Below are 23549 nucleotides of genomic sequence, written 5' to 3' on the forward strand. Positions count from 1 at the left end.
ACCCGATGCCGTATACCTATGAAACCGACGGGGCCGCGATCTATCGCCAGTCCTTTGCCACGATCCGGGCCGAGGCCGATCTGGACCGCTTTGCCCCCGCAGAAGAGCCCATCGTGGTGCGCATGATCCATGCCGCCGGGCTGGTCGGTCTGGAACGCGATGTGCGCCTGTCGCCGGAATTTGCCGAGGCCGCGCGCGCGGCGCTTGCGGGCGGCGCGCCGATCCTGTGCGATGCGCGCATGGTGTCCGAAGGCGTCACCCGCGCGCGCCTGCCGGCGGACAATCAGGTGATCTGCACGCTGCATGACGACGGCGTGCGCGATCTGGCGGCACAGATGGGCAACACCCGCTCTGCTGCCGCGCTGGAGCTGTGGCGCCCCCATCTTGGCGGGGCGCTGGTGGCCATCGGCAACGCGCCCACCGCGCTATTTCACCTTCTGAACATGCTCGAAGACCCGGCCTGCCCGCGCCCCGCCGCGATCATCGGCTGCCCTGTCGGCTTTGTCGGGGCGCGTGAAAGCAAGGACGCGCTCTGGGCGGCGCAGCCGGTGCCCTGCTGTATCGTCGAGGGCCGTCTGGGCGGCAGCGCCATCACCGTCGCCGCGATCAACGCCATCGCGAGCCGCGCCGAATGAGCGTCGGCACGATCCACGGCGTCGGCCTTGGCCCGGGCGATCCTGACCTGATGAGCCTGCGCGCCCATCGGTTGCTGAGCAAGGCGCGCCATGTCGCCTATTTCCGCAAGGCCGGACGCAGCGGGCAGGCCCGCGCGATCATCGACGGGCTGCTGCCCCCGGACGTGATCGAATTCGCGATGGAATACCCGGTCACGACGGAAATCCCCCTGAGTGATCCGCGCTACAATCAGCTGCTCTCGGGCTTTTACGCCGACTGCGCCGGGCATCTGCGAGGCCTCGCCAATCGGGGCGAGGATGTGGTTGTCCTCAGCGAAGGCGATCCGTTCTTTTATGGCTCCTTCATGCATCTTTACACCCGGCTGAAGGATGAGGTTCCGATACAGGTCGTGCCTGCGATCACCGGGATGTCGGCCGCATGGACCGCCACGGGCATTCCGATCACTTGGGGCGACGATGTGCTGACCGTGCTGATGGGCACGATGAGCGCCAAGGACCTGACCGAGCGGATGAAGACCACCGATGCGCTGGTCGTGATGAAAATCGGGCGCAACATCGACAAGATCCGCGCCGCGCTGGTGGCCGCCGGGAAATACGACGATGCGTGGCTGATCGAATATGCCAGCATGCCGGGCCAGACCGTGCAGCGCCTGTCAGAGGCGGCGGGGCGGGTCACGCCGTATTTCTCGATCATCGTCGTGCATGGACAGGGGCGCAGACCGTGACGGGCTGGGTAAAGATCGTCGGGCTGGGCCCGGGCGCGAATGAACTGGTAACGCCGCAGGTGTCCGATGTGCTGGCGGCGGCCAGCGATGTGATCGGCTATATTCCCTATGTCGCTCGCGTCGCGCCGCGCGCCGGGCTGACTTTGCATCCCAGTGACAACAGGGTCGAACTTGACCGGGCACGCCACGCCCTGACGCTGGCTGCACAGGGGCACAGGGTGGCGGTGGTCTCCTCCGGCGATCCCGGTGTCTTTGCCATGGCATCGGCCCTGTTCGAGGCGCTGGAGCAGGGGCCGCCCCATTGGCGCGAACTTCACATCGAGGTGCTGCCCGGCATCACCGCGATGCTGGCCGCCGCCGCGCGGGCCGGGGCACCGCTCGGGCATGATTTCTGCGCCATCAATCTTAGCGACAACCTGAAACCCTGGGCCCTGATCGAAAAGCGTCTGCGCCTTGCGGTCGAGGGCGATTTCGCCATGGCCTTTTACAACCCCCGGTCGAAATCCCGTCCCGAAGGGTTTGCGCGCGCGCTGGATCTGTTGCAGCAGGCCTGCGGCGATGCGCGCCCGGTGATCTTTGCGCGCGCCGTGTCCACGCCGGAGGAAGACATCCGCGTCGTGCCGCTTTCCGATACGCGGCCCGAAATGGCGGACATGCGCACGGTGGTCATCGTGGGCGCGTCGAACACGCGGGTGATCGACGGCGGGCAGCGGCCGATCGTCTACACGCCCCGATCGGTCCTGTCATGACCCAGCCAGCGCAGAACCGCTGCAACCTCATGCGTTTCAAGCCGCGCGGGCAAAGCCGGGCGGTCGATCATAACCACCGGAACGCCCAGCGCCCGCGCCGCCAGCAGCTTGGCCTGCGCCCCGCTGCCACCGGAATTCTTGGAGACGACAAGATCAATTCGTTGCGCCTGCATCAGGGCAAGATCGCCCGCATAGGTGAATGGGCCGCGATCCTGTACGACCTCGCACTCCGGAAAGGGCAGCGGGGCATCCGGAGCATCGATCAGGCGCAGCAGGTAGAAATGCTGCGGGTTGGGGGCGAATTCGGCAAGATGCATCCGTCCCACGGCCAGCATGATCCGCGCCGCTGGGCGGTTCAGCGCCGCGACCGCGCCTGCGATATCGGGCACATGGGTCCAGCTGTCGCCCGACGCGGCGCGCCACGGCGCCCGGCTGAGCGCGATCAGTGGCACATCCGCCTCGGCGCAGGCGCGAACGGCATTACGGCTCATCCGTGCGGCAAAGGGGTGGGTGGCGTCGATCACATGACTGATGCGCTGCTCTTTCAGATAGCGCACCAGCCCCGCCACGCCGCCAAAGCCACCGACGCGCTGCGGCAGCGGCTGGCGCACCGGACGCGCCACGCGTCCCGCAAAGGATATGGTGCCGCCAATGCCAGCCTCGCTCAGCGCAAGGCACAGCGCTGTCGCCTCGGTGGTGCCGCCAAGGATGAGGGGGTTTTGCGCCATGACTGAGGCTCCTTGGCTGACGATCATCGGGATTGGCGAAGATGCGCCGGACGGGCTGCCGCGCGCAAGCCTTGAGGCGCTTGAACAGGCGGAAATCATCATGGGCGCGCCGCGTCATCTGGCGCTGCTGCCGCCGCTTGAGGCAGAGCTTGTGACCTGGCCGGTGCCCTTCGCGGACGGGATCGACATCTTGCTAAGCCATCGCGGGCGGCGCGTTGTCATGCTGGCCTCGGGTGATCCCTTCTGGTTCGGGGCGGGGACCAGCGTGACCCGCCACCTTGCGCCCAAGGACTGGCGCGCCCTGCCCGGTGTCTCGACCTTTTCTCTGGCGGCCAGCGTGATGGGCTGGCCGCTGGAAACCACGCGCTGTTTCGGGCTGCACGCGGCCCCGCTGACCCGGTTGCGCCCAGCGCTGGCGGCGGGCGTGCGACTGATCGTGCTGCTGCGCGACGGGGCGGCGGTGCGGGCCTTGGCGCAGTATCTGACGGCACAGGGCTGGGGCGAGTCCCGGATCAGCGTGCTGGAATCGCTGGGCGGGTCGCAAGCCCGGCGCAGCGATCTGCGCGCCGCCGACGGAGTGACCGGCGATCCTGCCCACCCGGTCTGCGCAGCCATCGAGATTTCCGGCACAGGCACGGCAGTGCCGCTGGCCAGCGGGAGGCCAGACGCGCTGTTTGACAGTGACGGCACGATGACGAAACGCCCTGTGCGGGCGCTGACCCTGTCGGCGCTGGCCCCGCGCCCGTTCGAACATCTTTGGGACATCGGCGGCGGATCTGGCTCGATCGCCATCGAATGGCTGCTGAGCGATCCCAGCCTGAGCGCCACGACCATCGAACGACACTCTGCCCGCGCCGCGCGCATTGTGCAGAACGCCGCCGCCCTTGGGGTGGACCGTTTGCAGATCATCGAGGGCGACGCCCCGACCGCGCTAGAGGGCTTGCAGCCCCCCGATTGCGTCTTTGTCGGCGGCGGGCTGTCCGCGACGCTTCTGAGCTGGCTTGAGGCGCGCCTGAAGGTCGGCACGCGGCTGGTGGCCAATGCCGTGACGCTGGAAAGCGAAGCCTTGCTAATGCAGGCGCAGGCGCGGCTGGGGGGCAATCTGCTGCGCATCGAACTGGCCCGCGCCGCGCCACTCGGGCCGCGGCGCGGCTGGAAAGCCAGCTATCCCATCGTGCAATGGGCGGTGACGCTATGATCGTCGCAGGGTTTGGTTTTCGCAGCGGGGCGGATGAAAGCAGCCTGCGCAGCGCGCTTGATCTGCACGGCATCGCCCCGGACCGCCTTGCCACCGCAGCGGGCAAGGCGCAGGCCGCGTCTTTCACCGGGCTTGCGCGGGCGCTTGGCCTGCCCATGGTCGCGGTGCCTGCCGATCACCTTGAAAACCAGCCGGTGCTGACGCAATCCGACGCGTCGCGCGCCAGCTACCGCACCGGCAGCGTTGCCGAAGCGGCGGCGCTCGCCGCGGCAGGGCCCGGCGCGCGCCTGCTCTCGGCGCGGCTGATTTCCCCAGACAGGCTGGCAACCTGTGCAATCGCGATAGGAGACGCGACTTGACCGTTCACTTCATCGGCGCCGGTCCCGGCGCAGCGGATCTACTGACCCTGAGGGGCCGTGACATCATCGCGGCCTGCCCGGTCTGCCTCTATGCCGGATCGCTGGTGCCACAGGCGATCCTCGCCCATTGCCCCGAGGGGGCAGAGATCATCAACACCGCAGCGCTGGATCTGGACGCCATCATCGGGCATATCCAGACCGCCCATGCCAAGGGGCAGGATGTGGCGCGGCTGCATTCGGGGGATCTGTCGGTCTGGTCCGCCATGGGCGAGCAGATGCGCCGGTTGCGCGCGCTGGATATCCCCGTTTCCGTCACGCCGGGCGTGCCGTCCTTTGCCGCCGCCGCCGCCGCGCTTGGCACCGAGCTGACCTTGCCGGGGCTGGCGCAATCGGTGGTGCTGACCCGCACGAGCGGGCGCGCCTCGAGCATGCCCAAGGGCGAAACGCTGGCCAATTTCGCCGCCACAGGGGCGACGCTGGCCATTCACCTGTCGATCCAGAACATCGCCGCCGTCACCGCCGAGCTGACCCCGGCCTATGGCGCCGACTGCCCCGTTGCCGTGGTCTATCGCGCCAGCTGGCCCGATGAGCAGATCATTCGCGGCACGCTGGGCGACATTGCCGGGCGGCTCGGCGCAGAGATCACCCGCACCGCGCTGATCCTTGTCGGCCCGGCGCTCGCCGGTGAAGGCTTTGACGAAAGCTGCCTCTATGCGGTGGATTACGACCGGCGCTACCGACCGCAAACCGCAGACAGCCCTTGGGCAGGATGGAGCCACGGCGATGATTGATCCAGCCGCCCTTCCGCCCGGCCTGCTGATCTCGGCCCCGTCTTCGGGCACCGGCAAGACTACGGTGATGCTGGGCCTGCTGCGGGCGCTGCATGACGAGGGGCTGTTGGTACAGCCCTATAAATCCGGCCCCGATTACATCGATCCCGCGTTTCACCGCGCCGCCTCTGGGCGGGCGTCATTCAATCTGGATAGCTGGGCGATGGGGGCCGACCTTCTGGGCGCACTTACGGCGCAGGCGCAGGGCGCGGATATCTGCGTCGCCGAAGGGTCGATGGGGCTGTACGATGGGGTCGCCACACGCGGCCAAAGCGGGTTTGGCAGTTCTGCCGAAACCGCGATGCACATGGGCTGGCCGGTGGTGCTTGTGGTCGATGTCAGCGGGCAGGCGCAATCCGCCGCCGCGACCGCGCTTGGGTTCTTGGCCTACCAGCCCGATCTGCCCTTTGCCGGGGTGATCCTGAACCGCGTGGCATCCCCTCGCCACGAGCGGCTGGCACGACTGGGGATGGAGCGGGCCGGAGTGAGGGTGCTCGGCGCCCTGCCCCGGCGCGGCGATCTTGCCCTGCCAGAGCGGCATCTGGGCCTTGTTCAAGCCGCCGAGCATCCCGATCTGGAGGCCGCGATCACCGCCTACGCCGCCTTCCTGCGCGCGCATGTCGATCTGGACGCGCTGCGAAGCGCCGCGCGGGGGCGGCATGGTCAGGGAGCCGCACGCCCGCTGCCATCGGCACCGGCGGGGCGGATCGCGCTGGCGCAGGATGCGGCGTTTTCCTTTACCTATCCGCATCAGCTGCAAGGCTGGCGCGCGGCGGGCGCGGAAATACTGCCCTTTTCCCCCTTGGCCGACGAGGCCCCCGACGCCAGCGCCGATCTGGTCTGGCTGCCGGGCGGCTATCCCGAACTGCACGCCGGACGGCTGGCAGCAGCGCACAACTTTCGCGACGGGCTGATCCGCCACGCCCAGACGCGGCCCGTTCACGGCGAATGCGGCGGCTATATGGCGCTTGGCGCCGCGCTGATCGACAAGCAGGGCACCGCGCATCAGATGGCCGGTCTGCTCGGCCTTGTGACCAGCTATGAAAAGCGCAGGTTTCATCTGGGCTATCGGCGCGTCGATCTGCTGGCCGCGATGCCGGGGCATGCTGTGGGGGCGCAGTTGATGGGCCATGAATTTCACTACTCGACCATCATCGAACAACCCGACGCGCCGCTGGCGCGGGTGACGGATGCCGATGGCGCGCCGGTGCCCGAAACCGGATCGTCCCGAGGCCATGTCACCGGCACGTTCTTTCACCTCATCTCTGCACAAGAGGCCCCGCGATGACCGGCTTTGTCAGCTTCGTGGGCTCTGGCCCCGGCGATCCCGAATTGCTGACGCTCAAGGCGGTGGACCGTCTGAAACGGGCCGATGCCGTGCTGTTCGACGATCTCAGCGCTGGCCCGATCCTTGCCCATGCGCGCGGCGGGGCCGACCTTGTCGGGGTCGGCAAACGCGCCGGGCGCGCCTCGCCCCGGCAGGATCACGTCAGCCGCCTGTTGGTGGATTACGCCCGGATCGACCAACGGGTGGTCCGGCTGAAATCCGGCGATGGCGGCCTGTTCGGTCGCCTCGAGGAAGAGCTGCTCGTCCTGCGCGCCGCCGGTATCCCCTATGAGATCATCCCCGGCGTCCCCTCCGCCGTGGCGGCGGCAGCGGCGGCAGGCATCCCCCTGACCCGCCGCCTGACGGCGCGCCGGGTGCAGTTTGTTACCGGCCATGACGTGACGGGCAAATTGCCGGGCGACATCAGCCTGACCGCGCTGGCCGATCCGAGCGCGTCGACCGTAATCTTCATGGGCAAGCGCACCTTTCCGGGGCTTCTGGCGCAGCTGCTGGCGCATGGCCTGCCGCCGGAAACGCCCGCAATCCTTGCCGAGGATGTCAGCCGCCCCGAACAGCGCATCACCCGGTCGGACGTCTCCGATCTGGCCGAGCGGCTGTCGCACGAGGTAGGCGACAGCGCGGCGCTGATCCTCTATGGCCCGCTGGCCGAGGCGCCGGCATGACGCCCGCGCCCCTAGATCTCTGGCTGATCGGCATCGGCACCGGCAGCCCGGCGCATGTCACCGGCGAGGGCATGCAGGCGCTGCGCGATGCGGCGGTGATCTTGGTGCCGCACAAGGGCGCGGGCAAGGATGATCTCGCCGCGCTACGCCATGACATCCTGAGGGCCAGCGGCACGCAGGCGCAGGTCATCGGCTTTGACTACCCGCTGCGCGACCCTGCCCTGCCCTATCGCGAACGTGTCGCGCATTGGCATGACGAGATCGCCCGCCGCTGGCAGGGCGCTCTGGCCAAGGCAAAACGGTCCGGACCGGTGGCGCTGCTGGTCTGGGGCGATCCGTCGTTATACGACAGCACGCTGCGCATCGCGCGCCGGCTTGCCCCTGTGCCGCGCCTGCGCGTGGTGCCGGGCATCACCGCCATTCAGGCTCTGACGGCGGCCCATGCGCTGACGCTGAACACGGTGAATGGCCTCGTGACCATCACCACCGGGCGACGCTTGCGCGATCACGGCTGGCCCGATGGCGCCGAGACGCTGGTGGTGATGCTGGATGGCGATTGCGCCTTTCAGACCCTGCCGCCCGAGACACATATCTGGTGGGGCGCCTTTCTGGGAATGCCCAAACAGATTCTGGACCATGGCCGGATCGGCGATGTCGCGCAGCGCATCATCAAGGCGCGGGCCGAAGCGCGGGCGCGCCATGGCTGGATCATGGACACCTATCTGCTACGGGCGCAAACCGCTGATCCCTAAGCCTCGCGCCACGCATTACCAATTGACGCGGCGCAGCTTGGTCTGTCAGGTAAGCGCCATGACCGGTCCCGTTTTTTCGGGCGAAAGAGGGAATGCAGTGCGGCGCCCGCGCCAAATCTGCAGCTGCCCCCGCAACTGTCAGCGGCGAGCAGGGCCAACATGCCACTGGAGCAATCCGGGAAGGCTGGTCCAACGCATTGACCCGCAAGCCAGGAGACCTGCCGGACATGTGCCCCATGGTAAACGGGGCGCATCCACCAGACGCCGGGGTGCGTGTTTGGCCGAGGCTCCGCGCGCCGATCCCTGGCGCATCGTCCCGGTCCGATCCGACCCCGCCGTTGTTACGCAAAGGCGCCGGGTGTGGCGCCATAAACGGGACGGATCGATGAAAAAGACCCTGATTGCCAGTGCCATTGCGCTATGCCTGCCTGCGATGGCCTCGGCGCATTTCCTGCTGGAATACACCACGCAGACCATGATCGAGCAGCCCGGCGATGTGCCGGTCAAGCTGATCTTCTGGCACCCGATGGACAACGGGCATGTGATGGACATGGCGCTTCCGCAGGAATTCTACGTGATTCATAATGGCGAGCGGACCGACCTGATCGACACGCTGACGCCGGTGCCCTTCACCGGCGGTGAAAACAGTGGCGATGCCTTCAAGGGGCATGTGCCGGTGAAACGCTCGGGCGATTACGTTCTGGTCACGGTGCCCACGCCCTATTACGAGGCCTCCGAGGAACTTTACATCCAGCAGATCACCAAGGCGTTCCTGAATCGCAACGGATTGCCGACCGACTGGATGACCCCGGTCGGGCTGCCCACCGAAATCCTGCCCCTGAACAAACCCTATAATATCCTCGCCGGGTCCACCTTTACCGGGCAGGTTCTGGCCAACGGCCAGCCGGTTGCGGGCGCCGAGATCGAAATCGAATACATGGCGGCCGAACCCGACATGGACAGCGCAGCCTCTAGCGCGCCGGTTGTCGGCGCCATGCCGGGGGGGACCATCGTCGCCATATCCGATGCCAGCGGCTATTTCACCTTTGGGATCCCCAAGGCCGGGTATTGGGGCTTTGCCGCGCTGGGAACCGGCCCTGCCAGCGAACATGACGGCAAGGATCTGAGCCAGGATGCAGTGATCTGGATCCGCGCCTGGGACATGGAGTGATCTTGCCATGCATATCGTAGATGGCGCGCTGTCCAATCCTGTGGTGATCGCCGGGGCGTTTGCTGCGGCGGGCGGCATCGCGCTTGGCTTGCGCAGCCTGACACTGGAACGCATCCCTGCGGCGGGGGTGCTTTCGGCCAGTTTCTTTGTGGCCTCGCTGATCCATGTGCCCATCGGGCCGTCTTCGGTGCATCTCATCCTGAACGGTCTGGCCGGGATCTTGCTGGGCTGGGCGGCGTTTCCGGCGCTGTTTGTCGGCCTTTTGTTGCAGACGGTGTTCTTTGGCTTTGGCGGGGTGACGGTGCTTGGGGCCAACACGGTGAACATCGCGCTGCCCGCGGTGCTGGCCTGGATGCTGTTCGGGCGGCTGATCGGGCGCGGCTCGCCGCTTGCGGGGGCGATCTGGGGCGGCATCGGCGGGGGTTTTGCCATCGCGGCCACCACGGCAATGGTCGCTGCGGCGCTGGCGCTGTCGGGTGACGCATTCCTGCCCGCCGCAAGACTGGTTTTCTTTGCCCATATCCCGGTCATGGCCATCGAAGCGGTGCTGACCGGCTTTGCCGTGTTGCTGGCCCGTCAGGTCAAACCCGAATTGTTCCAGACCGGAGCCTCCGCATGAAAGCCCTGATAGTTGCATTGGCGTTGATCATCGGCCCTGCGCCGGCACTGGCCCATAAGGTGATCGCGGGCGTGTTTGCCGCCGGAAGCACGATCGAGGGCGAAATCGGTTTTTCAAATGGCGACATGGCCGCCGAGGCGCAGGTTCTGGTGCTTGGGCCGGATGGCGCTGAACTGGGGCAGGCGATCACCGATGCGGACGGGTTCTTTACCTTTGTCCCGACGCAGCCAATCGCCCATCTGTTCCGCGCCGATCTGGGCGCAGGCCATCTGGCCGAGGTGACGATGCCCGCCGATGAGGTGGCCGCGATCCTTGGCTTCGCGCCCACAAAAAGCGCAGAGGTCGCGGAAACCGCGCCCCCCTCAGCCGCGCTGAGCAACGCCGAGCGGCAGGCCATCGCCGAGGCCGTGCGCAACGAAATCCGCCCCCTGCGCCGTGAGATCGCCGCCTACAAAGAGCACACCGGGCTTCAGACGATCCTTGGCGGCATCGGCTATATCGCGGGGCTTTTCGGCTTGGGCTTTTATCTGGCGGCGCGCCGCAAGCTGGCGGGTTGACGCATGGCACATGCGCTTGGACCGAATGAAACGACTTTGACACACCCCGGCAGCCGCCGCATTGCAGGCCTGATCGGCAGCATCGATCCACGGCTGCGCATTCTGGCCGCCATTCTGTTCGCCATGGTGGTGGTGGGGCTGTCATCGCTGATGACGCTGGGGATCGCGATGGGGCTTTCGCTTGGGCTTTTGATCCTGTCGGGCCTGCCGTTGCGGGCGACCCTGAAGCGCATGGCGATGATGGACAGCTTCATTGTCTTCATGGTGCTGCTTTTACCCTTCACCGTGCCGGGCGATCCAATGTTCATTCTGTGGGGCATGCCCGCCACGTGGCAGGGGCTGTGGCAGGGCGTGGACATCGCGCTGACCGCCAATGCGGTGATCCTTGCGCTGATGACACTGGTCGGCACAATGGAGCCGGTGACGCTGGGCCACGCGCTGCACGCGCTGCGCCTGCCCGAAACGCTGGTGCATCTGCTGATGTTCACGATCCGCTATATCGAGGTTCTGCGCGAGGAATACCTGCGCCTGCGCGCCGCGATGAAGGTGCGCGGCTTTCGCCCCGGCACCAACTGGCACAGCTATCGCAGTTTCGGCTATCTGGTCGGAATGATGCTGGTGCGCGCGATCGAACGGTCCGAACGGATCTTGCAGGCGATGAAATGCCGCGGCTTTTCTGGGCGCTTCCACCTGTTGCAGGATTTTACCCTGACGGCGAAGGATCGGCGGTTTGCAAAGGTGTTCGCGGGCGCATTGGGGCTTCTGATTTGTCTGGAAATCGCATGGCATTGATCGAGCTTGAGGATATCCATATCCGCTATCCGGGGCAGGCTGCGATCCTGTCAGGGGCGGGTTTGCGATTGCGTCCCGGTCAGCGCCTGTCCTTGATTGGGCCGAACGGCTCGGGCAAATCCACGCTGCTGCGGGTGATCCTTGGGCTTCAGACACCGCAGCGCGGCGTGGTGCGCGCCTTTGGCCAAACGCGCGCACGCGAGTCCGACTTTCACGAGGTCCGGCGCCGCATCGGACTGGTGTTTCAGGATGCCGACGACCAGCTCTTCTGCCCCACCGTCGCCGAGGACATCGCCTTTGGCCCGCTGAACCTTGGCAAATCAAAAGCCGAGGCGCTGGCGATCGTTGACGCGCTGCTGTCGGACCTGCGGCTCACCCATTTGCGCGACCGCATTACCCACAAGCTGTCGGGCGGCGAAAAACGTCTGGTGACGCTGGCAACCGTTCTGGCGATGCAGCCAGAGGTGCTGTTGCTGGACGAGCCGACGAATGGGCTGGACCCCGAGAACGAGGCGCGGCTGATCGACATTCTGCAAGCGCTGCCTCAGGCGATCCTTCTGGTCAGCCACTCTGCCGAATTCCGGGCACAGATCACCAGCGCAGAGGTCGAAATCCGCGACGGTCTTGTCCATCCCGCCTGATACTGTCTGTTCGGGATGGCCATTGAACCGCGGCAGTTCTGCCGCAAGATGGCTCATCCGGTCTGTCGACACGAAAAAACCGCGCCGGGGTGCCCGGCGCGGTTTCAGTCTGCTCACAGGGGCTTGGCTCAGGCAGCCAGCGCGCCCTTTGCCTGCTCCACGATGGCACCGAATGCTTCGGGCTCGTGCACGGCGAGATCGGCGAGAACCTTGCGGTCAACCTCGATCCCGGCCTTGGTCAGACCGTTGATGAACTTGGAGTAGGTCAGAGCCTCGTCATGCGAGCGAACGGCCGCGTTGATCCGCTGGATCCACAGGGCGCGGAAGTTGCGCTTGCGGTTCTTGCGGTCGCGGGTCGCGTACTGGTTGGCCTTGTCGACGGCCTGGGCTGCAACCTTGAAGGTGCTCTTGCGGCGGCCATAATAGCCTTTTGCCTGATCGAGGACCTTCTTGTGACGGGCGTGGGTAACCGTACCACCTTTGACTCGTGCCATTTGTCAGCTCTCCTTCGTTCAGCGGTCGTAGGGCATATAGCCCTTGACGATCTTGGCGTCGGGGGCCGACAGCGTGGTGGTGCCGCGCGCGTCGCGGATGAACTTGGTGGTGCGCTTGATCATGCCGTGGCGCTTGCCGGCCTGACCTGCGACGATCTTGCCGGTCGCTGTCACCTTGAAGCGCTTCTTGGCGCTCGACTTGGTCTTCATCTTGGGCATTTCCGTCTCCTTGACGTACTGCGGTGAACGCGCGACTCGGCATGCCACTTCGGGCCGGCCACACGGTAGGAAGCGCTCCTATAAGGCGGTGCGCGCTGCGATGCAAGAGGCGCTATCGTCTAGCGGATCACCTGCGCAATGACGCCATAGATCGCCTCGGGAATGTCGGCGAGGCGATAGCCTCCGGGCGCTTGCAGGTTGCCATACAACAGCACCGCAAGCCCGGCCACCGCCATCACCGCCCCGACGCGCGGGGGCTGCCCGTCGGACCATGCGGAAATGATTGCGGGAATCGAAATCGCCACGAGGAAAAGCCCGAGCACAAGATATTGGTCTGGCTGCATCAATCCACGCCCTGTCAGGTTTACCGCCAGCCTAGCACGGGCGCCTTTCTGGCGACACCCGTCCCGCCGCTTTGTCGATCGACAGGGCAGGCTGTGCCGAGGGCGGCCTCCGGATAATTGAGAAGTTGCTTCAAAGCCTCGGCCTAGCCGCAGGCCCTGGCCGGATCGCGAAACCACCCCGAGGTGACGGCGCGCCGGTCTCTTGATCCGCCTTGATCGCGGAAGGCGGCGGTCAAGGATGGGGCGCCCCGTCACCATGTCCGGAGCGCCCCCGCTTTAGATGAATCCGCGCATCACTCGGGATCGGTGGTGTAGATCAGCCGTTCGTTACAGGGCGCCACACGCAGGATGTTGGTGGTGCCGGGCATGTTGAAAGGCACACCGGCGGTCACGACGATCTGGTCCTCGGTGCCGGCATAGCCCTGCGCGCGCGCCGCACGGGCGGCATTCACCACCGCCTGCTTGAAGCGTTCCAGCTCGCCGGTCATCACGCAATTCACCCCCCATGTCAGCGACAGCCGCCGTGCGGTGCCCCGCAGCGAGGTCATGGCGATGATCGGCACGCGGGGCCGCTCGCGCGCCACCTTGGCGACCGTGGTGCCCGACGAGGTAAAGCAGCAGATCACCTTGATGTTGCCCGATTCCGCGATCTCGCGGGCGGCGGCAACGATGCCATCGGCAATGCTCTGCTTATCGATGTTGCGGCTGGCTTCCATGACCTCGGTGTAGGTGGGGTCGTTTTCGACGGCGATGGCGGTGTTGTTCATCGTGGTCACCGCCTCGACCGGGTATTGCCCGGCGGCGGATTCCGCCGACAGCATCACCGCATCGGCGCCCTCGTAGATGGCGGTCGCCACGTCCGAAACCTCGGCCCGGGTCGGCATCGGGCTTTCGATCATCGATTCCAGCATCTGCGTCGCAACGATCACCGGCTTGCCCGCCTTGCGGCACATGCGGATCAGCTGCTTCTGGATCGGCGGCACCGAATGCACCGGCAGCTCGACGCCCAGATCGCCCCGCGCAACCATCACCCCGTCGGAGACTTCGAGAATCTCGGCGAAGCTCTTCACCGCCGAAGGCTTTTCGATCTTCGACAGGATCGCGGCGCGGCCATCGGCCAGCTTGCGGGCCTCGATCACGTCTTCGGGGCGCTGCACAAAGCTGAGCGCGAGCCAGTCGACACCAAGCGCGGCGGCGAATTCCAGATCCTTGCGGTCTTTCTCGGACAGCGCTGCCAGCGGCAGCAGCACGTCGGGCACGTTCACACCCTTGCGGTTGGAAATCGTGCCCCCCGCCTCGACGACGCAATTGGCGAAATCCTTGCCGCATTCCTCGACCCGCAGGCGGATCTTGCCGTCGTTCACCAGCAGATGCGCGCCGACGCCAAGCGCCGCGAAGATTTCGGGATGCGGCAGGCAGACGCGCTTTTTCGTGCCGGGCGCCGTGTCGAGATCGAGCCGGAAGGTCTCGCCCCATTCCAGCTCTTCTTCCTTATTGGCAAATTCGCCCACGCGCAGCTTCGGCCCCTGAAGGTCGGCCAGAATGGCGATCGGGCTGTCCAGATCCTTTTCCACCTGACGGATCAGGCGGTGCATCTTGGTGATGTCGTCGTGGGTACCGTGGCTCATGTTGAGGCGGAAGACGTCGGCGCCGGCCTCGTGCAGCGTCCGGATCATCTCGTAGGTGTTGCTCGCCGGGCCGAGCGTGGCCACGATCTTGACTTTGCGCAGTCGTCTCATCTTCCGTCTCCCCTGCCTGGTCGGTGCCGGGCTCTTCGTATTTGTTCAACGCTGAACGAGTTACCGCTAACGCTTGTCTTCGGTATCGCGCAATTCCATTTGTCGTGCAACTGCTCTAATCCAAGGCACAGCAGCACGACGGATACCATGACTTATACACCCTGCACGATAGAAGGAGAGGACCGGAAAAGTCGTTTTCTGGTCACCTGTGATCACGCCACGAATACCGTACCGCCCGACCTCGGGGGAAGCCTCGGCTTGCCCGAAGCGGACATGGCGCGGCACATCGCCTATGATATAGGCGCTCTTGGCACGGCGCGGGCGCTGGCGCAGGCGCTTGACGCGCCACTGGTGGCGTCGAATTTCTCGCGGCTGGTGATCGACCCGAACCGCGGCGAAGACGACCCGACGCTGCTGATGCGGCTGTATGACGGCTCGATCATTCCGGGAAACCGCCATGCCGATGCGGGCGAAAAGGCGCGCAGGCTCGATGCCTACTGGCACCCCTACCATGCCGCAATCGAGCGGATGGCGGCGGGGCGGCATGATATCGCCCTCATCGCGGTGCATTCCTTTACGCCGCAATTGCGCGGCCGAGGCCCCCGCCCGTGGCATGTCGGCATTCTACATGCATGGGATTCGCGCCTGTCCGATCCGCTGATCGCGCAGCTGAGCGCCGAGCCGGATCTTGGCCCCGAGCGCGTTGGGCGCAACCAGCCCTACCCTGGCCACCTGCCCGGCGATGCGGTTCACCGCCATGCCCTGCGCCACGGGCGCAACAACACCCTGCTTGAACTGCGCAGCGACCTGATCGCCGAGCCAGAGGCGCAGCAGGCATGGGGCCGCAGGCTGGCCCCGCATCTGCAGGCCGCGCTGGACGCGGTCGCCCCCTGACACCCTGCCCTGACATCCACAAGGAGACCCCGATGGACGACGCAACCCGCACCGAAATCGAAGCCGCCGCCTTCCGCAGACTGCGCCAGCATCTGATGGAAGATCGGCCCGATGTGCAAAACATCGATCTGATGAACCTCGCCGGGTTCTGCCGCAACTGCCTGTCACGCTGGTATCAGGAGGCCGCCGCCGAGCGCGGCATCGAGATCGCCAAGGACGAGGCGCGCGAGATCTATTACGGCATGCCTTATGATCAGTGGCGCGCGCAGAACCAGACCGAGGCGGACGACGCGAAAAAGGCCGCCTTCAAGACGGCCTTCGACGAAAATGTCCTAAAGAAGTAACGCCCCAAGGGGCAGCAGGCTTACAGCTTGCTGTCCTGCTGGCGCAGTTGGCGGGCACGGGTCAGGATGGCATCCTCGACCGTGCGCGTGGTCGCCGCCGCAACCGGCCCCGAGCGCGACATCAGCGCCACGTTGAGCGAGCGGGCGTCCAGCGCCGGATCGGAGACATAGATCGTGGCGCGATAGGCCTGCCCGCCGCCCGGGGGCGTGCCGTAGCCGGTGATGATCACCCCGGTGAACGGATCGACCGATTCCACCGGCAGGAAATCCAGCACATCCAGCGACGCATCCCAGATGTAGCGGTTGACCGCGCCAACCTTGCCCGCATCCTCGCGCGCCTTGAAGATGTCCCAGATCGTCGAGGTCGGCTTGCCCTCGCGGCCATAGATCTCTTCTTCGATGATCCGCTGCGATGTTTCGGCGTTGCCCGGCGGCACAACCAGCGTATCGTCGCCCTTCCGGTCGAACCAGCCGCAGCCTGCCAGCGCCAGCATCCCGCAGAGAAGCGACAGCCTCGCCATGTCACGCATCAAAGTCATTCGCCCAAGCTCCTGCCCGTCCGGTCCGTAAATCTGCTCCCTGCATACCCATGCGCCGCGGGCGCGACAAGTCGTCAATGGCTTGCCCGCCGCGCGGGGCCTCGCAGGGGGCAAAAACCGTTGTGGCAGAATCGCATCACTGCCTAGCTTGTTGCCGGACCCACCCCGGCACCAGTTGCCAACCCGAGGCCCCGGGGCGCATAGAGAGGCACATCAAGGCCGGGCAACCCGGATTGAGACGTGCCTTACGAACACATGAGGGAAACAATGAAAAAGATTCTGTTTGCGACTACCGCACTGGTCGCGACCGCAGGCGTCGCTTCCGCAGAAGTCGCACTGACCGGCTCCGCCGAAATGGGTGTCTTTGGCGGCAACTACGCTGACACGCAATTCTTCACCGACCTCGACGTCACCTTCACCATGACCGGTGAAGCAGACAACGGTCTGACCTTCGGCGCGACCATCGACCTCGACGAAGCAACCGACACCCCTGACTTCGAGGACCCCTCGGTTCAGGGCGGCGAGAACATGTTCATCTCCTACGGTGGCATGACCCTGACCATGGGTGACACCGACGGCGCGCTGGACAAGCTCGTTCCCGAGATGGCGCTTGCAGGCGGTTCGCTGGCCGACGACGAAACCGTCCACGCTGGCTTCCAGCACGGCGACGGCGATGCACTTGGCATCACCGGCCTCGACGGCCTGGGCGACGGCCAGATCGCTCGCCTCGACTACGCCTACGACGCCTTCACCTTCTCGCTGTCGGCTGAGCAGGTTGCAGACGGCGCAGACGTCTCCGGCATGGGCGACACCGTTTGGGGCATCGCAGGCGCATGGAGCGGCACCGTTTCGACTGTCGACCTGACCGTCGGCCTCGGCTACCAGGCAGTTGACGACTACGCAGCAACCACCGGTCTCGGTGTTGTCGCTGGTCTCGCAGGCGGCTTCTCGGCTGGTATCGACTACTCCAACACCGACATCGACGGCGTGTCCGACGACGTGAACCACTGGGGTCTCGGCCTTGGCTACGAGATGAACGCACTCGCAGTTGGCTTCAACTGGGGCCAGTTCGACTACGGCAACGACTACAAAGACAGCGGCTACGGTCTCGCAGCTGCTTACGACCTCGGCGGCGGCCTCTCGGCCAAGTTCGGTTTTGGCCACTCGGACGGCGACTCGTTCTCCGACGAAGTCAACACCTACTCGCTGGGTCTGGCGATGTCCTTCTGATCTCTCACGAGATACAGATACGAGGGAAGAGCGGGCATTGCCCGCTCTTTTCTTTTGTGCGACCCACAGGGCGCATAGCCGACCGGAGCCGACCCCATGTTGCCGCTTTCTCCCCAGCGCCTCGCCACCCTGCGCCAGCAGGCTGCAAGCGCCATGGCGCGCGGACAGCTCGCGCAGGCCAAGACCGCGCTGCAACAGATCGACCTTTTCGATACCACCGGCGCCGACGCGCCGTTTCATCTGTCTCGCATCGCCTATGAAGAGGGCGACCGCGATGCCTGCCTGTCGCATCTGCGCCGCGCCGCGCAGCGCGCACCGGGCAACGCCAAGCTGCTGATCCACGCCGCCGAGCGATTTCGCGCGCTTGGTGCCGCAGACGAGGCGCTGCCGCTCTACGATGCGCTGGCTGCCCTGCCCGGTCAGGCCCTAAAGGCGCGCGCCGACAAGGCCCATACCCTGCAATTGCTCGGCCGCTTCGACGAGGCAGAGGCGATCTTTCGCAAGCTGATCCGCGCCCACCCGCGCGAGGCGCAGCTGTATCGCATCTTTCTGGCCGCGCGCAAAACCCCGCCGGGCGATCCGCTTCTCAAAGCGATGGAACAGCTCTGGGCGCGCAAGGATCTGGCGCCCGATCAACGGGTGCATCTTGGCTATGCGCTTGGCAAGGCGCTGGATGAAACCGGCGATCCGGCCCGTGCCTTTGCCTGCTGGTCGCGCGCCAATGCCGCCCAGCGCGAGGCCGCGCCGTTTGACCTTGCCGCGCAGGATCGCGAATTCGACGCGGTGATCGCGGCGCAATCCGCCCTGCCCCAAGGCACGGCCAGCGGCGCACCCGCGCCGATCTTTGTCACCGGGATGCCGCGCTCGGGCACCACCCTTGTCGAGCGTATCCTGTCGGCCCATTCCCGCGTCGGCGCGGGCGGAGAGCTCGGCCATGCGCTGCGCCTGTCCTATCAGGTCTTCGGCGCGGGCGAGGAGATGCAGCCGATCACCGACGCCGCAAAGATGCGCGCCTTTGCCGAGCGCTACCGCAGGCTCGCGCGCCGCGATGTGCCCGGCGAGTCGCCGGTGATCACCGACAAGTCAATCCTGTCCTATCTGGTGATCGGCCTGCTGCATGCGGCGATTCCGGATGCGCGCTTTGTGGTGGTGCAGCGCGATCCGCGCGACATTGCCCTGTCGATCTGGCGCAACCATTTCGTCACCGGCACCCATAGATACGGCAACGATCTGGCCGACCTTGCCCATAGCATCAAACGCTTTCGCGCCATCGTGGCGCAGTGGCAGGCCGCCCTGCCCGGGGTGATTCATCAGATCCGTTACGAAGACCTCGTGACCGATCCAGAACCGCAATCGCGCGCTTTGATCGCGGCGGCTGGGCTGGAATGGCAAGACGCCTGCCTTGCCCCGCAAGACAGCAGCGCCGCGGTCAAGACGCTGAGCGTGGCGCAGGTGCGCCAGCCGATCCACGCCGGCCGCGCCCGCGGCTGGCAGAAATATGAACAGCAACTGGCGCCCTTTATCCGGGCCTGGGGGGACGATCCATGGGACTGACCGACATTCGCGAGCGCATCGCCAAAGCCTGCGCCGCCGCCGAGCGCAACGCCGAAGACGTGCAACTGATCGCCGTCAGCAAGGTGCAGCCGAACGCCCGCGTCGAGGCGGTGCTGGATCAGGGCCATCGCCTGTTCGGTGAAAACAAGGTGCAGGAAGCGCAGGGCAAATGGCCCGAGTTCATGCAGCGCTACGACGGCGTGCAGGTGCATCTGCTCGGCCCGCTTCAGACCAACAAGGCCCGCGCCGCGATGGAGCTGTTCTCGGCCATTCATTCGGTCGACCGCCCCAAGCTGGCGCAGACCCTTGCCCGGCTGGCGCAGGAAACCGGCGCCTGCCCCGATCTGTTCCTTCAGGTGAACACCGGAGAAGAGGAGCAAAAGGCCGGGGTGATGCCCGCAAATGCCGATGCCTTCATCGCCGAGGCCCGCGCGCTTGATCTGCCGGTGGTTGGCTTGATGTGCATACCGCCGGTGCACGAGACACCCTCGCTGCATTTTGCCCTGCTGCGCAAGATCGCAGAGCGCAACGGGCTGGCCGGGCTGTCGATGGGCATGAGTTCGGATTTCGAAGAGGCCATCGCACTCGGGGCAACCCATGTGCGCGTCGGCTCGGCAATCTTCGGAGAACGCGACTACAGCTGATGCCCAGAGCTTCGGCATAGCTTGTATGCGTATGATCAAAGCCGCCGCTGGCGACTTGCGCCTGCGCGCGGGCGCGGCTAGGGCTTGGCCCATGCGGATCGTACGAGACTACCAGTTCGTCGAAGATCAGGACCGGGGCGCCAGCGTCGCCATCGGCAACTTCGACGGTGTGCACATTGGTCATCAGGCCGTGATCGGCCTTGCGCGCAAGATGGGCGGCGATGCGCCTCTTGGCGTGCTGACCTTCGAGCCACATCCGCGTGAATATTTCGCGCCCGCATTGCCGCCGTTCCGGCTGATGTCACCGCAGGCGCGGCTCAGCCGTCTGGAAAAGCTGGGTGTCGATCGGCTGTATGAGCTGAATTTCAACGCGGCGCTGGCCTCGCTGACCCCGCGTGAGTTTGCCCAGAACGTCATCGCCGACGGGCTGGGCCTGAGCCATGTCGTGGTCGGGGCCGATTTCTGCTTTGGCCATGACCGCGCGGGCACCACCGACGCCTTGCGCGCCTTTGGTGACGAGATGGGCTTTGGCGTCACCATCGCCGACCTGCTGGCCCAGGGCGAGACCCGCGTCAGTTCCACCGCGATCCGGCAAGCGCTGAGCGATGGCCGCCCCCGCGATGCCGCCGCGCAGCTTGGCCACTGGCACCGCATCGAAGGCGTGGTGATCGGCGGCGAACAGCGTGGCCGGGTGCTGGGCTATCCCACCGCCAACATGTCGATCGACGGGCTGCACCAGCCAAAACTGGGCGTCTACGCCGTGCTGGTCGAGGTGATGAACGGCCCGCACAAGGGGCAGTATCACGGCGCCGCCTCGATGGGGGTGCGCCCGATGTTCGGCGAGAACACCCCGAATCTTGAAACCTTCCTGTTCGACTTCTCGGGCGATCTTTATGGCGCGACCCTGTCGGTCGGGCTGGTCGACTATCTGCGCCCCGAACAAAAGTTCGACGGGCTCGAGGCGCTTGTCGCCCAGATGGATCGAGACTGCGACCGCGCGCGCGGCATTCTGGCGACCCTATGACAGATCCGATCGCCCGCCCCGGCCTTGCCCCCCGTTTCTGGGAAAACAAGCCGCTGACCAAGATGAGCGACAAGGAATGGGAAGCGCTGTGCGACGGCTGTGGCAAGTGCTGTCTCAACAAGCTCGAAGACGAAGACACCGGCGCGGTGGCACTGACCTGCGTCGCCTGCCGCCTGCTCGATGACGAGACCTGCCGCTGCTCGCAATATCCCATCCGCCACCAGTTCGTGCCCGAATGCATCGTGCTGAAGCCGACGAACATGGAAGACAACCTGTACTGGATGCCCGAGACCTGCGCCTACAAGCTGCTGTGGGAAGGCAAGCCCCTGTTCAAGTGGCACCCGCTGATCTCGGGCGACCCGGATTCGGTGCATCGCGCCGGGGTCTCGATGCAGGGCCGCACGGTTTCCGAATTCGAGATCGATGACGACGACTGGGAAGACTATATCATCGAGGAGCCGACCTGATGTTCTTTGCCTCCGACAATTCCGGCCCGGTGCCACCGCAGGTATTTGAGGCCATGGCCCGCGCCAATGACGGCCATGTCAGCGGCTACGGCGCCGATGCGCTGTCGCTGGACGTGGCCGACCGGCTGCGCGATCTGTTCGAAGCGCCGGAGGCGGCGGTCTACCTCGTGCCCACCGGCACGGCGGCGAACGTGCTGTCGCTGTCGGTGCTCTGCCCGCCCTATGGCACGGTGTTCTGCTCGCCCGTGGCGCATATCCATGAAGATGAGTGCAACGCGCCGGAATTCTTTACCGGCGGCGCCAAGCTGACGCTGGTGCCCGGAGCCGACCGCATGACGCCAGAGGCGCTGCGCGCCAGCATCGAAGGCGAGGAAAGCCGTGGCATCCATGGGCCGAAGCGCGGCCCGGTGTCGATCACGCAAGTGACCGAGCGCGGCAACGTCTATGCGATGGAGGAGCTGCGCGCGCTCACCGCCGTGGCCCGCGACTACGGCCTGCCGGTGCATCTGGACGGGGCGCGGTTTGCCAATGCCGCCGTCAAGCTGGGGGTGAGCCCGGCCGAGATGAGCTGGAAAGCCGGGGTCGACATCTGCGTGTTCGGCGGCACCAAGAACGGGCTGATGGGCGTTGAAGCGGTGATCATCTTTGATCCCGCCAAGGCGGAAGAGTTTGAATACCGCCGCAAGCGCGGCGCGATGCTGTTTTCCAAACATCGCTACCTTGCGGCGCAGATGGATGCCTATCTGCGCGATGACCTCTGGTCCGATCTCGCGCGGCGCGCCAATGCCCGCGGCGATCAGCTGGTGCAGGGGATGAAGGGCATGGGCGTGACCATCCGGCACGACACCCACGCCAATATGGTGTTCTTTGACGCCACGCGCGCGGTGCATCGCGCGCTGCACGATGCGGGCGTGGCCTATAACATCTGGGGAACGCTCGACGGAGCCCCGGAACAGGAACTGATGGGCCGCCTTGTCTGCGACTGGTCGCTGGAGCCGGCGCAGGTGTCCGAATTTCTTGACGTGCTTGGCCGCGCCATCTAGCGCGGCCGCCTTGCCAGCGTCAGACCGGCAGCCCATGGCACGCCGGTCGGCATCAGATCAGTTGAGCGCGAAATGCAGCTGGTAGCTGCCGTCCGAAAACGCCCCGAACAGGTCGGCAATGTCGGGATGGTCCACCGGCTCGCCGGAGTAATCCGCGATCAGATTCTGCTCGGACACGTAAGCAACGTAAAAGCTCTGCTCGTTTTCGGCCAGCAGGTGATAGAACGGCTGGTTCTTCACCGGACGCGCGTCCTCGGGAATCGCCTCGTACCAGTCATCGGTGTTGCTGAACTCGGGGTCGACATCGAAAACAACCCCGCGAAACGGGTGCTTACGGTGGCGAACGACCTGGCCCAGATAATATTTTGCGCGGAGTGTGTGCATTAGATACCTCTTGGTCCAAGTGTTGTCATCATTATGGCGGAAAGTCCAACTTTAGGGCATAATTTAGCGGAAACACTCTGTGTTCCCCCACCCAACAGTCCTAAAGGCGAGCAGTTCCGCTGACATTCGCCCGGCGTGTGTATGCCTGCGGCGTGAGCGCGCCGCAATTCCGATTCCATCAGAGGGATTGATGCGGTATCGTCACCGAAGGCAAGAAACCCATAACGACAAGCCGATTCACGGCGAAACACCAAGAAGAGCGAGAGGCAGATGAGCAGATGGCTGCGCGCGCTTGTGCTCGTGTTGCTGGCGGCATCCTGCGGGGGTGGCGGCGGCAACGGGACAGCACCACGCGATTTGGAAAACGCCTGCGCAATCCTGAACGAACGCCCCCATTACGCCCGCGCCTTCCGCGCCGCAGAGCGCAAATGGGGGGTTCCGGTGCATGTGCAGATGGCGACGATCTATCAGGAAAGCAAATTCATTTCCGACGCGCGGACACCGTTCCGCTATGCGCTTGGGGTGATTCCCTATGGGCGGCAAAGCTCGGCTTTCGGCTACAGTCAGGCGCTCGATGGCACCTGGGATGAATATCTCGAAGACACCGGCCAGCGCCGGGCCCGGCGCGACGACATCCGCGATGCCGTCGATTTCATGGGTTGGTACATGAGCGGAACCAACGCCTCGCTCGGGATCAGCAAGTATGATGCGCGCAACCAGTATCTGGCCTATCACGAAGGCCGGACCGGCTATAAGCGCGGCACCTATAACAGCAAGGCGTGGCTGGTGCGGGTGGCCGACGATGTTGGCAAGCGCGCGCTGGTCTATCAGGTGCAACTGGCGACCTGCCGCGCCGCGCGCTGA

At 65.5% G+C, this 23549-nt stretch carries 30 protein-coding genes and 1 riboswitch; of the genes, 23 read left to right on the forward strand and 7 right to left on the reverse strand.

Annotated elements, in window-relative coordinates:
* The first annotated feature begins 5 nt into the window (after positions 1-5).
* The 3 genes from Q4543_RS11435 to cobJ are packed head-to-tail and all read left to right on the forward strand — an operon-like array spanning position 6 to position 2109.
* On the forward strand, positions 6-635 hold the full coding sequence (locus tag Q4543_RS11435) for a precorrin-8X methylmutase (protein ID WP_303438411.1): 630 nt from the start codon (positions 6-8) through the stop codon (positions 633-635).
* Positions 632-1360 carry a precorrin-2 C(20)-methyltransferase gene (cobI, locus tag Q4543_RS11440; protein ID WP_303438413.1) on the forward strand — a complete coding sequence of 243 codons (729 nt, stop codon included), beginning with the start codon at positions 632-634 and terminating at the stop codon, positions 1358-1360. The genes Q4543_RS11435 and cobI overlap by 4 nt, the downstream gene beginning before the upstream one ends.
* Positions 1357-2109, forward strand: coding sequence for a precorrin-3B C(17)-methyltransferase (gene cobJ, locus Q4543_RS11445; RefSeq protein ID WP_303438415.1), 753 nt, complete (start codon positions 1357-1359; stop codon positions 2107-2109). The genes cobI and cobJ overlap by 4 nt, the downstream gene beginning before the upstream one ends.
* On the opposite strand, the gene Q4543_RS11450 is transcribed toward cobJ, so the two are convergent.
* Entirely contained in the window at positions 2082-2837 is a 756-nt protein-coding gene (locus Q4543_RS11450) for a cobalt-precorrin-6A reductase (RefSeq protein WP_303438417.1), read from the reverse strand. The two genes, cobJ and Q4543_RS11450, sit on opposite strands and share 28 nt — an antisense overlap.
* On the opposite strand from Q4543_RS11450, the gene cbiE reads away from it, so the two are divergent.
* The 11 genes from cbiE to Q4543_RS11505 all read left to right on the forward strand — a co-directional run bounded on the left by cbiE (position 2836) and on the right by Q4543_RS11505 (position 11766).
* Complete coding sequence (cbiE, locus tag Q4543_RS11455; protein ID WP_303438419.1) at positions 2836-4035, forward strand: precorrin-6y C5,15-methyltransferase (decarboxylating) subunit CbiE; 1200 nt, start codon at positions 2836-2838, stop codon at positions 4033-4035. The two genes, Q4543_RS11450 and cbiE, sit on opposite strands and share 2 nt — an antisense overlap.
* On the forward strand, positions 4032-4394 hold the full coding sequence (locus Q4543_RS11460) for a cobalamin biosynthesis protein (RefSeq protein ID WP_303438421.1): 363 nt from the start codon (positions 4032-4034) through the stop codon (positions 4392-4394). Before cbiE ends, Q4543_RS11460 begins: the two co-directional genes overlap by 4 nt.
* Positions 4391-5185 (forward strand): precorrin-4 C(11)-methyltransferase, encoded by a 795-nt coding sequence (gene cobM, locus Q4543_RS11465; RefSeq protein ID WP_303438422.1) that lies wholly within the window; start codon positions 4391-4393, stop codon positions 5183-5185. Before Q4543_RS11460 ends, cobM begins: the two co-directional genes overlap by 4 nt.
* A complete protein-coding gene (locus Q4543_RS11470) occupies positions 5178-6512 on the forward strand; it encodes a cobyrinate a,c-diamide synthase (RefSeq protein WP_303438423.1) in 1335 nt (444 codons plus the stop codon). Before cobM ends, Q4543_RS11470 begins: the two co-directional genes overlap by 8 nt.
* Positions 6509-7234, forward strand: a complete 726-nt coding sequence (gene cobA, locus Q4543_RS11475; protein ID WP_303438424.1) for a uroporphyrinogen-III C-methyltransferase — start codon at positions 6509-6511, stop codon at positions 7232-7234. Before Q4543_RS11470 ends, cobA begins: the two co-directional genes overlap by 4 nt.
* Positions 7231-7986, forward strand: coding sequence for a precorrin-6A synthase (deacetylating) (cobF, locus tag Q4543_RS11480; RefSeq protein WP_303438426.1), 756 nt, complete (start codon positions 7231-7233; stop codon positions 7984-7986). Before cobA ends, cobF begins: the two co-directional genes overlap by 4 nt.
* Before the next feature lie 46 nt (positions 7987-8032).
* Positions 8033-8227: riboswitch (cobalamin riboswitch) on the forward strand.
* 144 nt (positions 8228-8371) lie between these two features.
* Positions 8372-9157: a DUF4198 domain-containing protein gene (locus Q4543_RS11485; protein ID WP_303438428.1), complete on the forward strand. Its 786-nt coding sequence runs from the start codon at positions 8372-8374 to the stop codon at positions 9155-9157.
* A 7-nt stretch (positions 9158-9164) separates the two neighbouring features.
* Complete coding sequence (gene cbiM / locus Q4543_RS11490) at positions 9165-9776, forward strand: cobalt transporter CbiM (protein ID WP_216004527.1); 612 nt, start codon at positions 9165-9167, stop codon at positions 9774-9776.
* Positions 9773-10333, forward strand: coding sequence for a cobalt ABC transporter permease (locus Q4543_RS11495; RefSeq protein ID WP_303438430.1), 561 nt, complete (start codon positions 9773-9775; stop codon positions 10331-10333). Before cbiM ends, Q4543_RS11495 begins: the two co-directional genes overlap by 4 nt.
* 3 nt (positions 10334-10336) lie before the next feature.
* On the forward strand, positions 10337-11125 hold the full coding sequence (gene cbiQ / locus Q4543_RS11500) for a cobalt ECF transporter T component CbiQ (RefSeq protein WP_303438432.1): 789 nt from the start codon (positions 10337-10339) through the stop codon (positions 11123-11125).
* Positions 11116-11766: an energy-coupling factor ABC transporter ATP-binding protein gene (locus Q4543_RS11505; protein WP_303438434.1), complete on the forward strand. Its 651-nt coding sequence runs from the start codon at positions 11116-11118 to the stop codon at positions 11764-11766. The genes cbiQ and Q4543_RS11505 overlap by 10 nt, the downstream gene beginning before the upstream one ends.
* Positions 11767-11894: 128 nt before the next feature.
* On the opposite strand, the gene rplT is transcribed toward Q4543_RS11505, so the two are convergent.
* From rplT to pyk, 4 genes are all read right to left on the reverse strand, one after another.
* Positions 11895-12260 (reverse strand): 50S ribosomal protein L20, encoded by a 366-nt coding sequence (gene rplT, locus Q4543_RS11510; RefSeq protein ID WP_216004531.1) that lies wholly within the window; start codon positions 12258-12260, stop codon positions 11895-11897.
* Positions 12261-12278: 18 nt separating this feature from the next.
* Positions 12279-12479, reverse strand: coding sequence for a 50S ribosomal protein L35 (gene rpmI / locus Q4543_RS11515; RefSeq protein ID WP_092426082.1), 201 nt, complete (start codon positions 12477-12479; stop codon positions 12279-12281).
* A gap of 119 nt (positions 12480-12598) precedes the next feature.
* The gene (locus tag Q4543_RS11520; RefSeq protein ID WP_303438442.1) at positions 12599-12823 is read right to left on the reverse strand and encodes a hypothetical protein; all 225 of its coding nucleotides are present in this window, start codon (positions 12821-12823) and stop codon (positions 12599-12601) included.
* 293 nt (positions 12824-13116) lie between these two features.
* Complete coding sequence (gene pyk, locus Q4543_RS11525) at positions 13117-14562, reverse strand: pyruvate kinase (protein WP_303438444.1); 1446 nt, start codon at positions 14560-14562, stop codon at positions 13117-13119.
* Between the two features lie 147 nt (positions 14563-14709).
* Here pyk and Q4543_RS11530 point away from each other — a divergent pair, with 147 nt between their 5' ends.
* A complete protein-coding gene (locus tag Q4543_RS11530; RefSeq protein ID WP_216004534.1) occupies positions 14710-15456 on the forward strand; it encodes an N-formylglutamate amidohydrolase in 747 nt (248 codons plus the stop codon).
* A 32-nt stretch (positions 15457-15488) separates the two neighbouring features.
* Positions 15489-15800: a DUF1244 domain-containing protein gene (locus Q4543_RS11535; protein ID WP_216004535.1), complete on the forward strand. Its 312-nt coding sequence runs from the start codon at positions 15489-15491 to the stop codon at positions 15798-15800.
* 20 nt (positions 15801-15820) lie between these two features.
* Here Q4543_RS11535 and Q4543_RS11540 read toward each other — a convergent pair whose 3' ends face one another.
* Entirely contained in the window at positions 15821-16339 is a 519-nt protein-coding gene (locus tag Q4543_RS11540) for a DUF3576 domain-containing protein (protein ID WP_252737624.1), read from the reverse strand.
* 267 nt (positions 16340-16606) lie between these two features.
* Here Q4543_RS11540 and Q4543_RS11545 point away from each other — a divergent pair, with 267 nt between their 5' ends.
* The 6 genes from Q4543_RS11545 to Q4543_RS11570 all read left to right on the forward strand — a co-directional run bounded on the left by Q4543_RS11545 (position 16607) and on the right by Q4543_RS11570 (position 22301).
* Entirely contained in the window at positions 16607-17569 is a 963-nt protein-coding gene (locus Q4543_RS11545; protein WP_303438448.1) for a porin, read from the forward strand.
* A gap of 96 nt (positions 17570-17665) precedes the next feature.
* Complete coding sequence (locus tag Q4543_RS11550; protein WP_303438450.1) at positions 17666-19123, forward strand: sulfotransferase; 1458 nt, start codon at positions 17666-17668, stop codon at positions 19121-19123.
* Positions 19114-19767 carry a YggS family pyridoxal phosphate-dependent enzyme gene (locus tag Q4543_RS11555; protein WP_303438452.1) on the forward strand — a complete coding sequence of 218 codons (654 nt, stop codon included), beginning with the start codon at positions 19114-19116 and terminating at the stop codon, positions 19765-19767. Before Q4543_RS11550 ends, Q4543_RS11555 begins: the two co-directional genes overlap by 10 nt.
* Before the next feature lie 91 nt (positions 19768-19858).
* Complete coding sequence (locus tag Q4543_RS11560; RefSeq protein WP_303438454.1) at positions 19859-20791, forward strand: bifunctional riboflavin kinase/FAD synthetase; 933 nt, start codon at positions 19859-19861, stop codon at positions 20789-20791.
* Complete coding sequence (locus Q4543_RS11565) at positions 20788-21258, forward strand: YcgN family cysteine cluster protein (protein ID WP_216004540.1); 471 nt, start codon at positions 20788-20790, stop codon at positions 21256-21258. The genes Q4543_RS11560 and Q4543_RS11565 overlap by 4 nt, the downstream gene beginning before the upstream one ends.
* A complete protein-coding gene (locus tag Q4543_RS11570) occupies positions 21258-22301 on the forward strand; it encodes a low specificity L-threonine aldolase (protein WP_303438456.1) in 1044 nt (347 codons plus the stop codon). Before Q4543_RS11565 ends, Q4543_RS11570 begins: the two co-directional genes overlap by 1 nt.
* Before the next feature lie 57 nt (positions 22302-22358).
* Here Q4543_RS11570 and hspQ read toward each other — a convergent pair whose 3' ends face one another.
* Positions 22359-22685, reverse strand: coding sequence for a heat shock protein HspQ (gene hspQ, locus Q4543_RS11575; protein WP_216004542.1), 327 nt, complete (start codon positions 22683-22685; stop codon positions 22359-22361).
* Between the two features lie 270 nt (positions 22686-22955).
* On the opposite strand from hspQ, the gene Q4543_RS11580 reads away from it, so the two are divergent.
* Positions 22956-23549, forward strand: coding sequence for a lytic transglycosylase (locus Q4543_RS11580; RefSeq protein ID WP_303438459.1), 594 nt, complete (start codon positions 22956-22958; stop codon positions 23547-23549).

It is taken from the genome of Salipiger sp. 1_MG-2023, from assembly GCF_030547555.1.
GTDB lineage: Bacteria > Pseudomonadota > Alphaproteobacteria > Rhodobacterales > Rhodobacteraceae > Salipiger.

Bases quoted from the DNA above. Each gene is read 5' to 3' on its own strand.
- Q4543_RS11435 (WP_303438411.1), top strand. From the start codon at position 6: ATGCCGTATACCTATGAAACCGACGGGGCCGCGATCTATCGCCAGTCC.
- cobI (WP_303438413.1), top strand. From the start codon at position 632: ATGAGCGTCGGCACGATCCACGGCGTCGGCCTTGGCCCGGGCGATCCT.
- cbiE (WP_303438419.1), top strand. From the start codon at position 2,836: ATGACTGAGGCTCCTTGGCTGACGATCATCGGGATTGGCGAAGATGCG.
- Q4543_RS11450 (WP_303438417.1), bottom strand. From the start codon at position 2,837: ATGGCGCAAAACCCCCTCATCCTTGGCGGCACCACCGAGGCGACAGCG.
- Q4543_RS11460 (WP_303438421.1), top strand. From the start codon at position 4,032: ATGATCGTCGCAGGGTTTGGTTTTCGCAGCGGGGCGGATGAAAGCAGC.
- Q4543_RS11470 (WP_303438423.1), top strand. From the start codon at position 5,178: ATGATTGATCCAGCCGCCCTTCCGCCCGGCCTGCTGATCTCGGCCCCG.
- cobA (WP_303438424.1), top strand. From the start codon at position 6,509: ATGACCGGCTTTGTCAGCTTCGTGGGCTCTGGCCCCGGCGATCCCGAA.
- cobF (WP_303438426.1), top strand. From the start codon at position 7,231: ATGACGCCCGCGCCCCTAGATCTCTGGCTGATCGGCATCGGCACCGGC.
- Q4543_RS11485 (WP_303438428.1), top strand. From the start codon at position 8,372: ATGAAAAAGACCCTGATTGCCAGTGCCATTGCGCTATGCCTGCCTGCG.
- cbiM (WP_216004527.1), top strand. From the start codon at position 9,165: ATGCATATCGTAGATGGCGCGCTGTCCAATCCTGTGGTGATCGCCGGG.
- Q4543_RS11495 (WP_303438430.1), top strand. From the start codon at position 9,773: ATGAAAGCCCTGATAGTTGCATTGGCGTTGATCATCGGCCCTGCGCCG.
- cbiQ (WP_303438432.1), top strand. From the start codon at position 10,337: ATGGCACATGCGCTTGGACCGAATGAAACGACTTTGACACACCCCGGC.
- Q4543_RS11505 (WP_303438434.1), top strand. From the start codon at position 11,116: ATGGCATTGATCGAGCTTGAGGATATCCATATCCGCTATCCGGGGCAG.
- rplT (WP_216004531.1), bottom strand. From the start codon at position 12,260: ATGGCACGAGTCAAAGGTGGTACGGTTACCCACGCCCGTCACAAGAAG.
- rpmI (WP_092426082.1), bottom strand. From the start codon at position 12,479: ATGCCCAAGATGAAGACCAAGTCGAGCGCCAAGAAGCGCTTCAAGGTG.
- Q4543_RS11520 (WP_303438442.1), bottom strand. From the start codon at position 12,823: ATGCAGCCAGACCAATATCTTGTGCTCGGGCTTTTCCTCGTGGCGATT.
- pyk (WP_303438444.1), bottom strand. From the start codon at position 14,562: ATGAGACGACTGCGCAAAGTCAAGATCGTGGCCACGCTCGGCCCGGCG.
- Q4543_RS11530 (WP_216004534.1), top strand. From the start codon at position 14,710: ATGACTTATACACCCTGCACGATAGAAGGAGAGGACCGGAAAAGTCGT.
- Q4543_RS11535 (WP_216004535.1), top strand. From the start codon at position 15,489: ATGGACGACGCAACCCGCACCGAAATCGAAGCCGCCGCCTTCCGCAGA.
- Q4543_RS11540 (WP_252737624.1), bottom strand. From the start codon at position 16,339: ATGACTTTGATGCGTGACATGGCGAGGCTGTCGCTTCTCTGCGGGATG.
- Q4543_RS11545 (WP_303438448.1), top strand. From the start codon at position 16,607: ATGAAAAAGATTCTGTTTGCGACTACCGCACTGGTCGCGACCGCAGGC.
- Q4543_RS11550 (WP_303438450.1), top strand. From the start codon at position 17,666: ATGTTGCCGCTTTCTCCCCAGCGCCTCGCCACCCTGCGCCAGCAGGCT.
- Q4543_RS11555 (WP_303438452.1), top strand. From the start codon at position 19,114: ATGGGACTGACCGACATTCGCGAGCGCATCGCCAAAGCCTGCGCCGCC.
- Q4543_RS11560 (WP_303438454.1), top strand. From the start codon at position 19,859: ATGCGGATCGTACGAGACTACCAGTTCGTCGAAGATCAGGACCGGGGC.
- Q4543_RS11565 (WP_216004540.1), top strand. From the start codon at position 20,788: ATGACAGATCCGATCGCCCGCCCCGGCCTTGCCCCCCGTTTCTGGGAA.
- Q4543_RS11570 (WP_303438456.1), top strand. From the start codon at position 21,258: ATGTTCTTTGCCTCCGACAATTCCGGCCCGGTGCCACCGCAGGTATTT.
- hspQ (WP_216004542.1), bottom strand. From the start codon at position 22,685: ATGCACACACTCCGCGCAAAATATTATCTGGGCCAGGTCGTTCGCCAC.
- Q4543_RS11580 (WP_303438459.1), top strand. From the start codon at position 22,956: ATGAGCAGATGGCTGCGCGCGCTTGTGCTCGTGTTGCTGGCGGCATCC.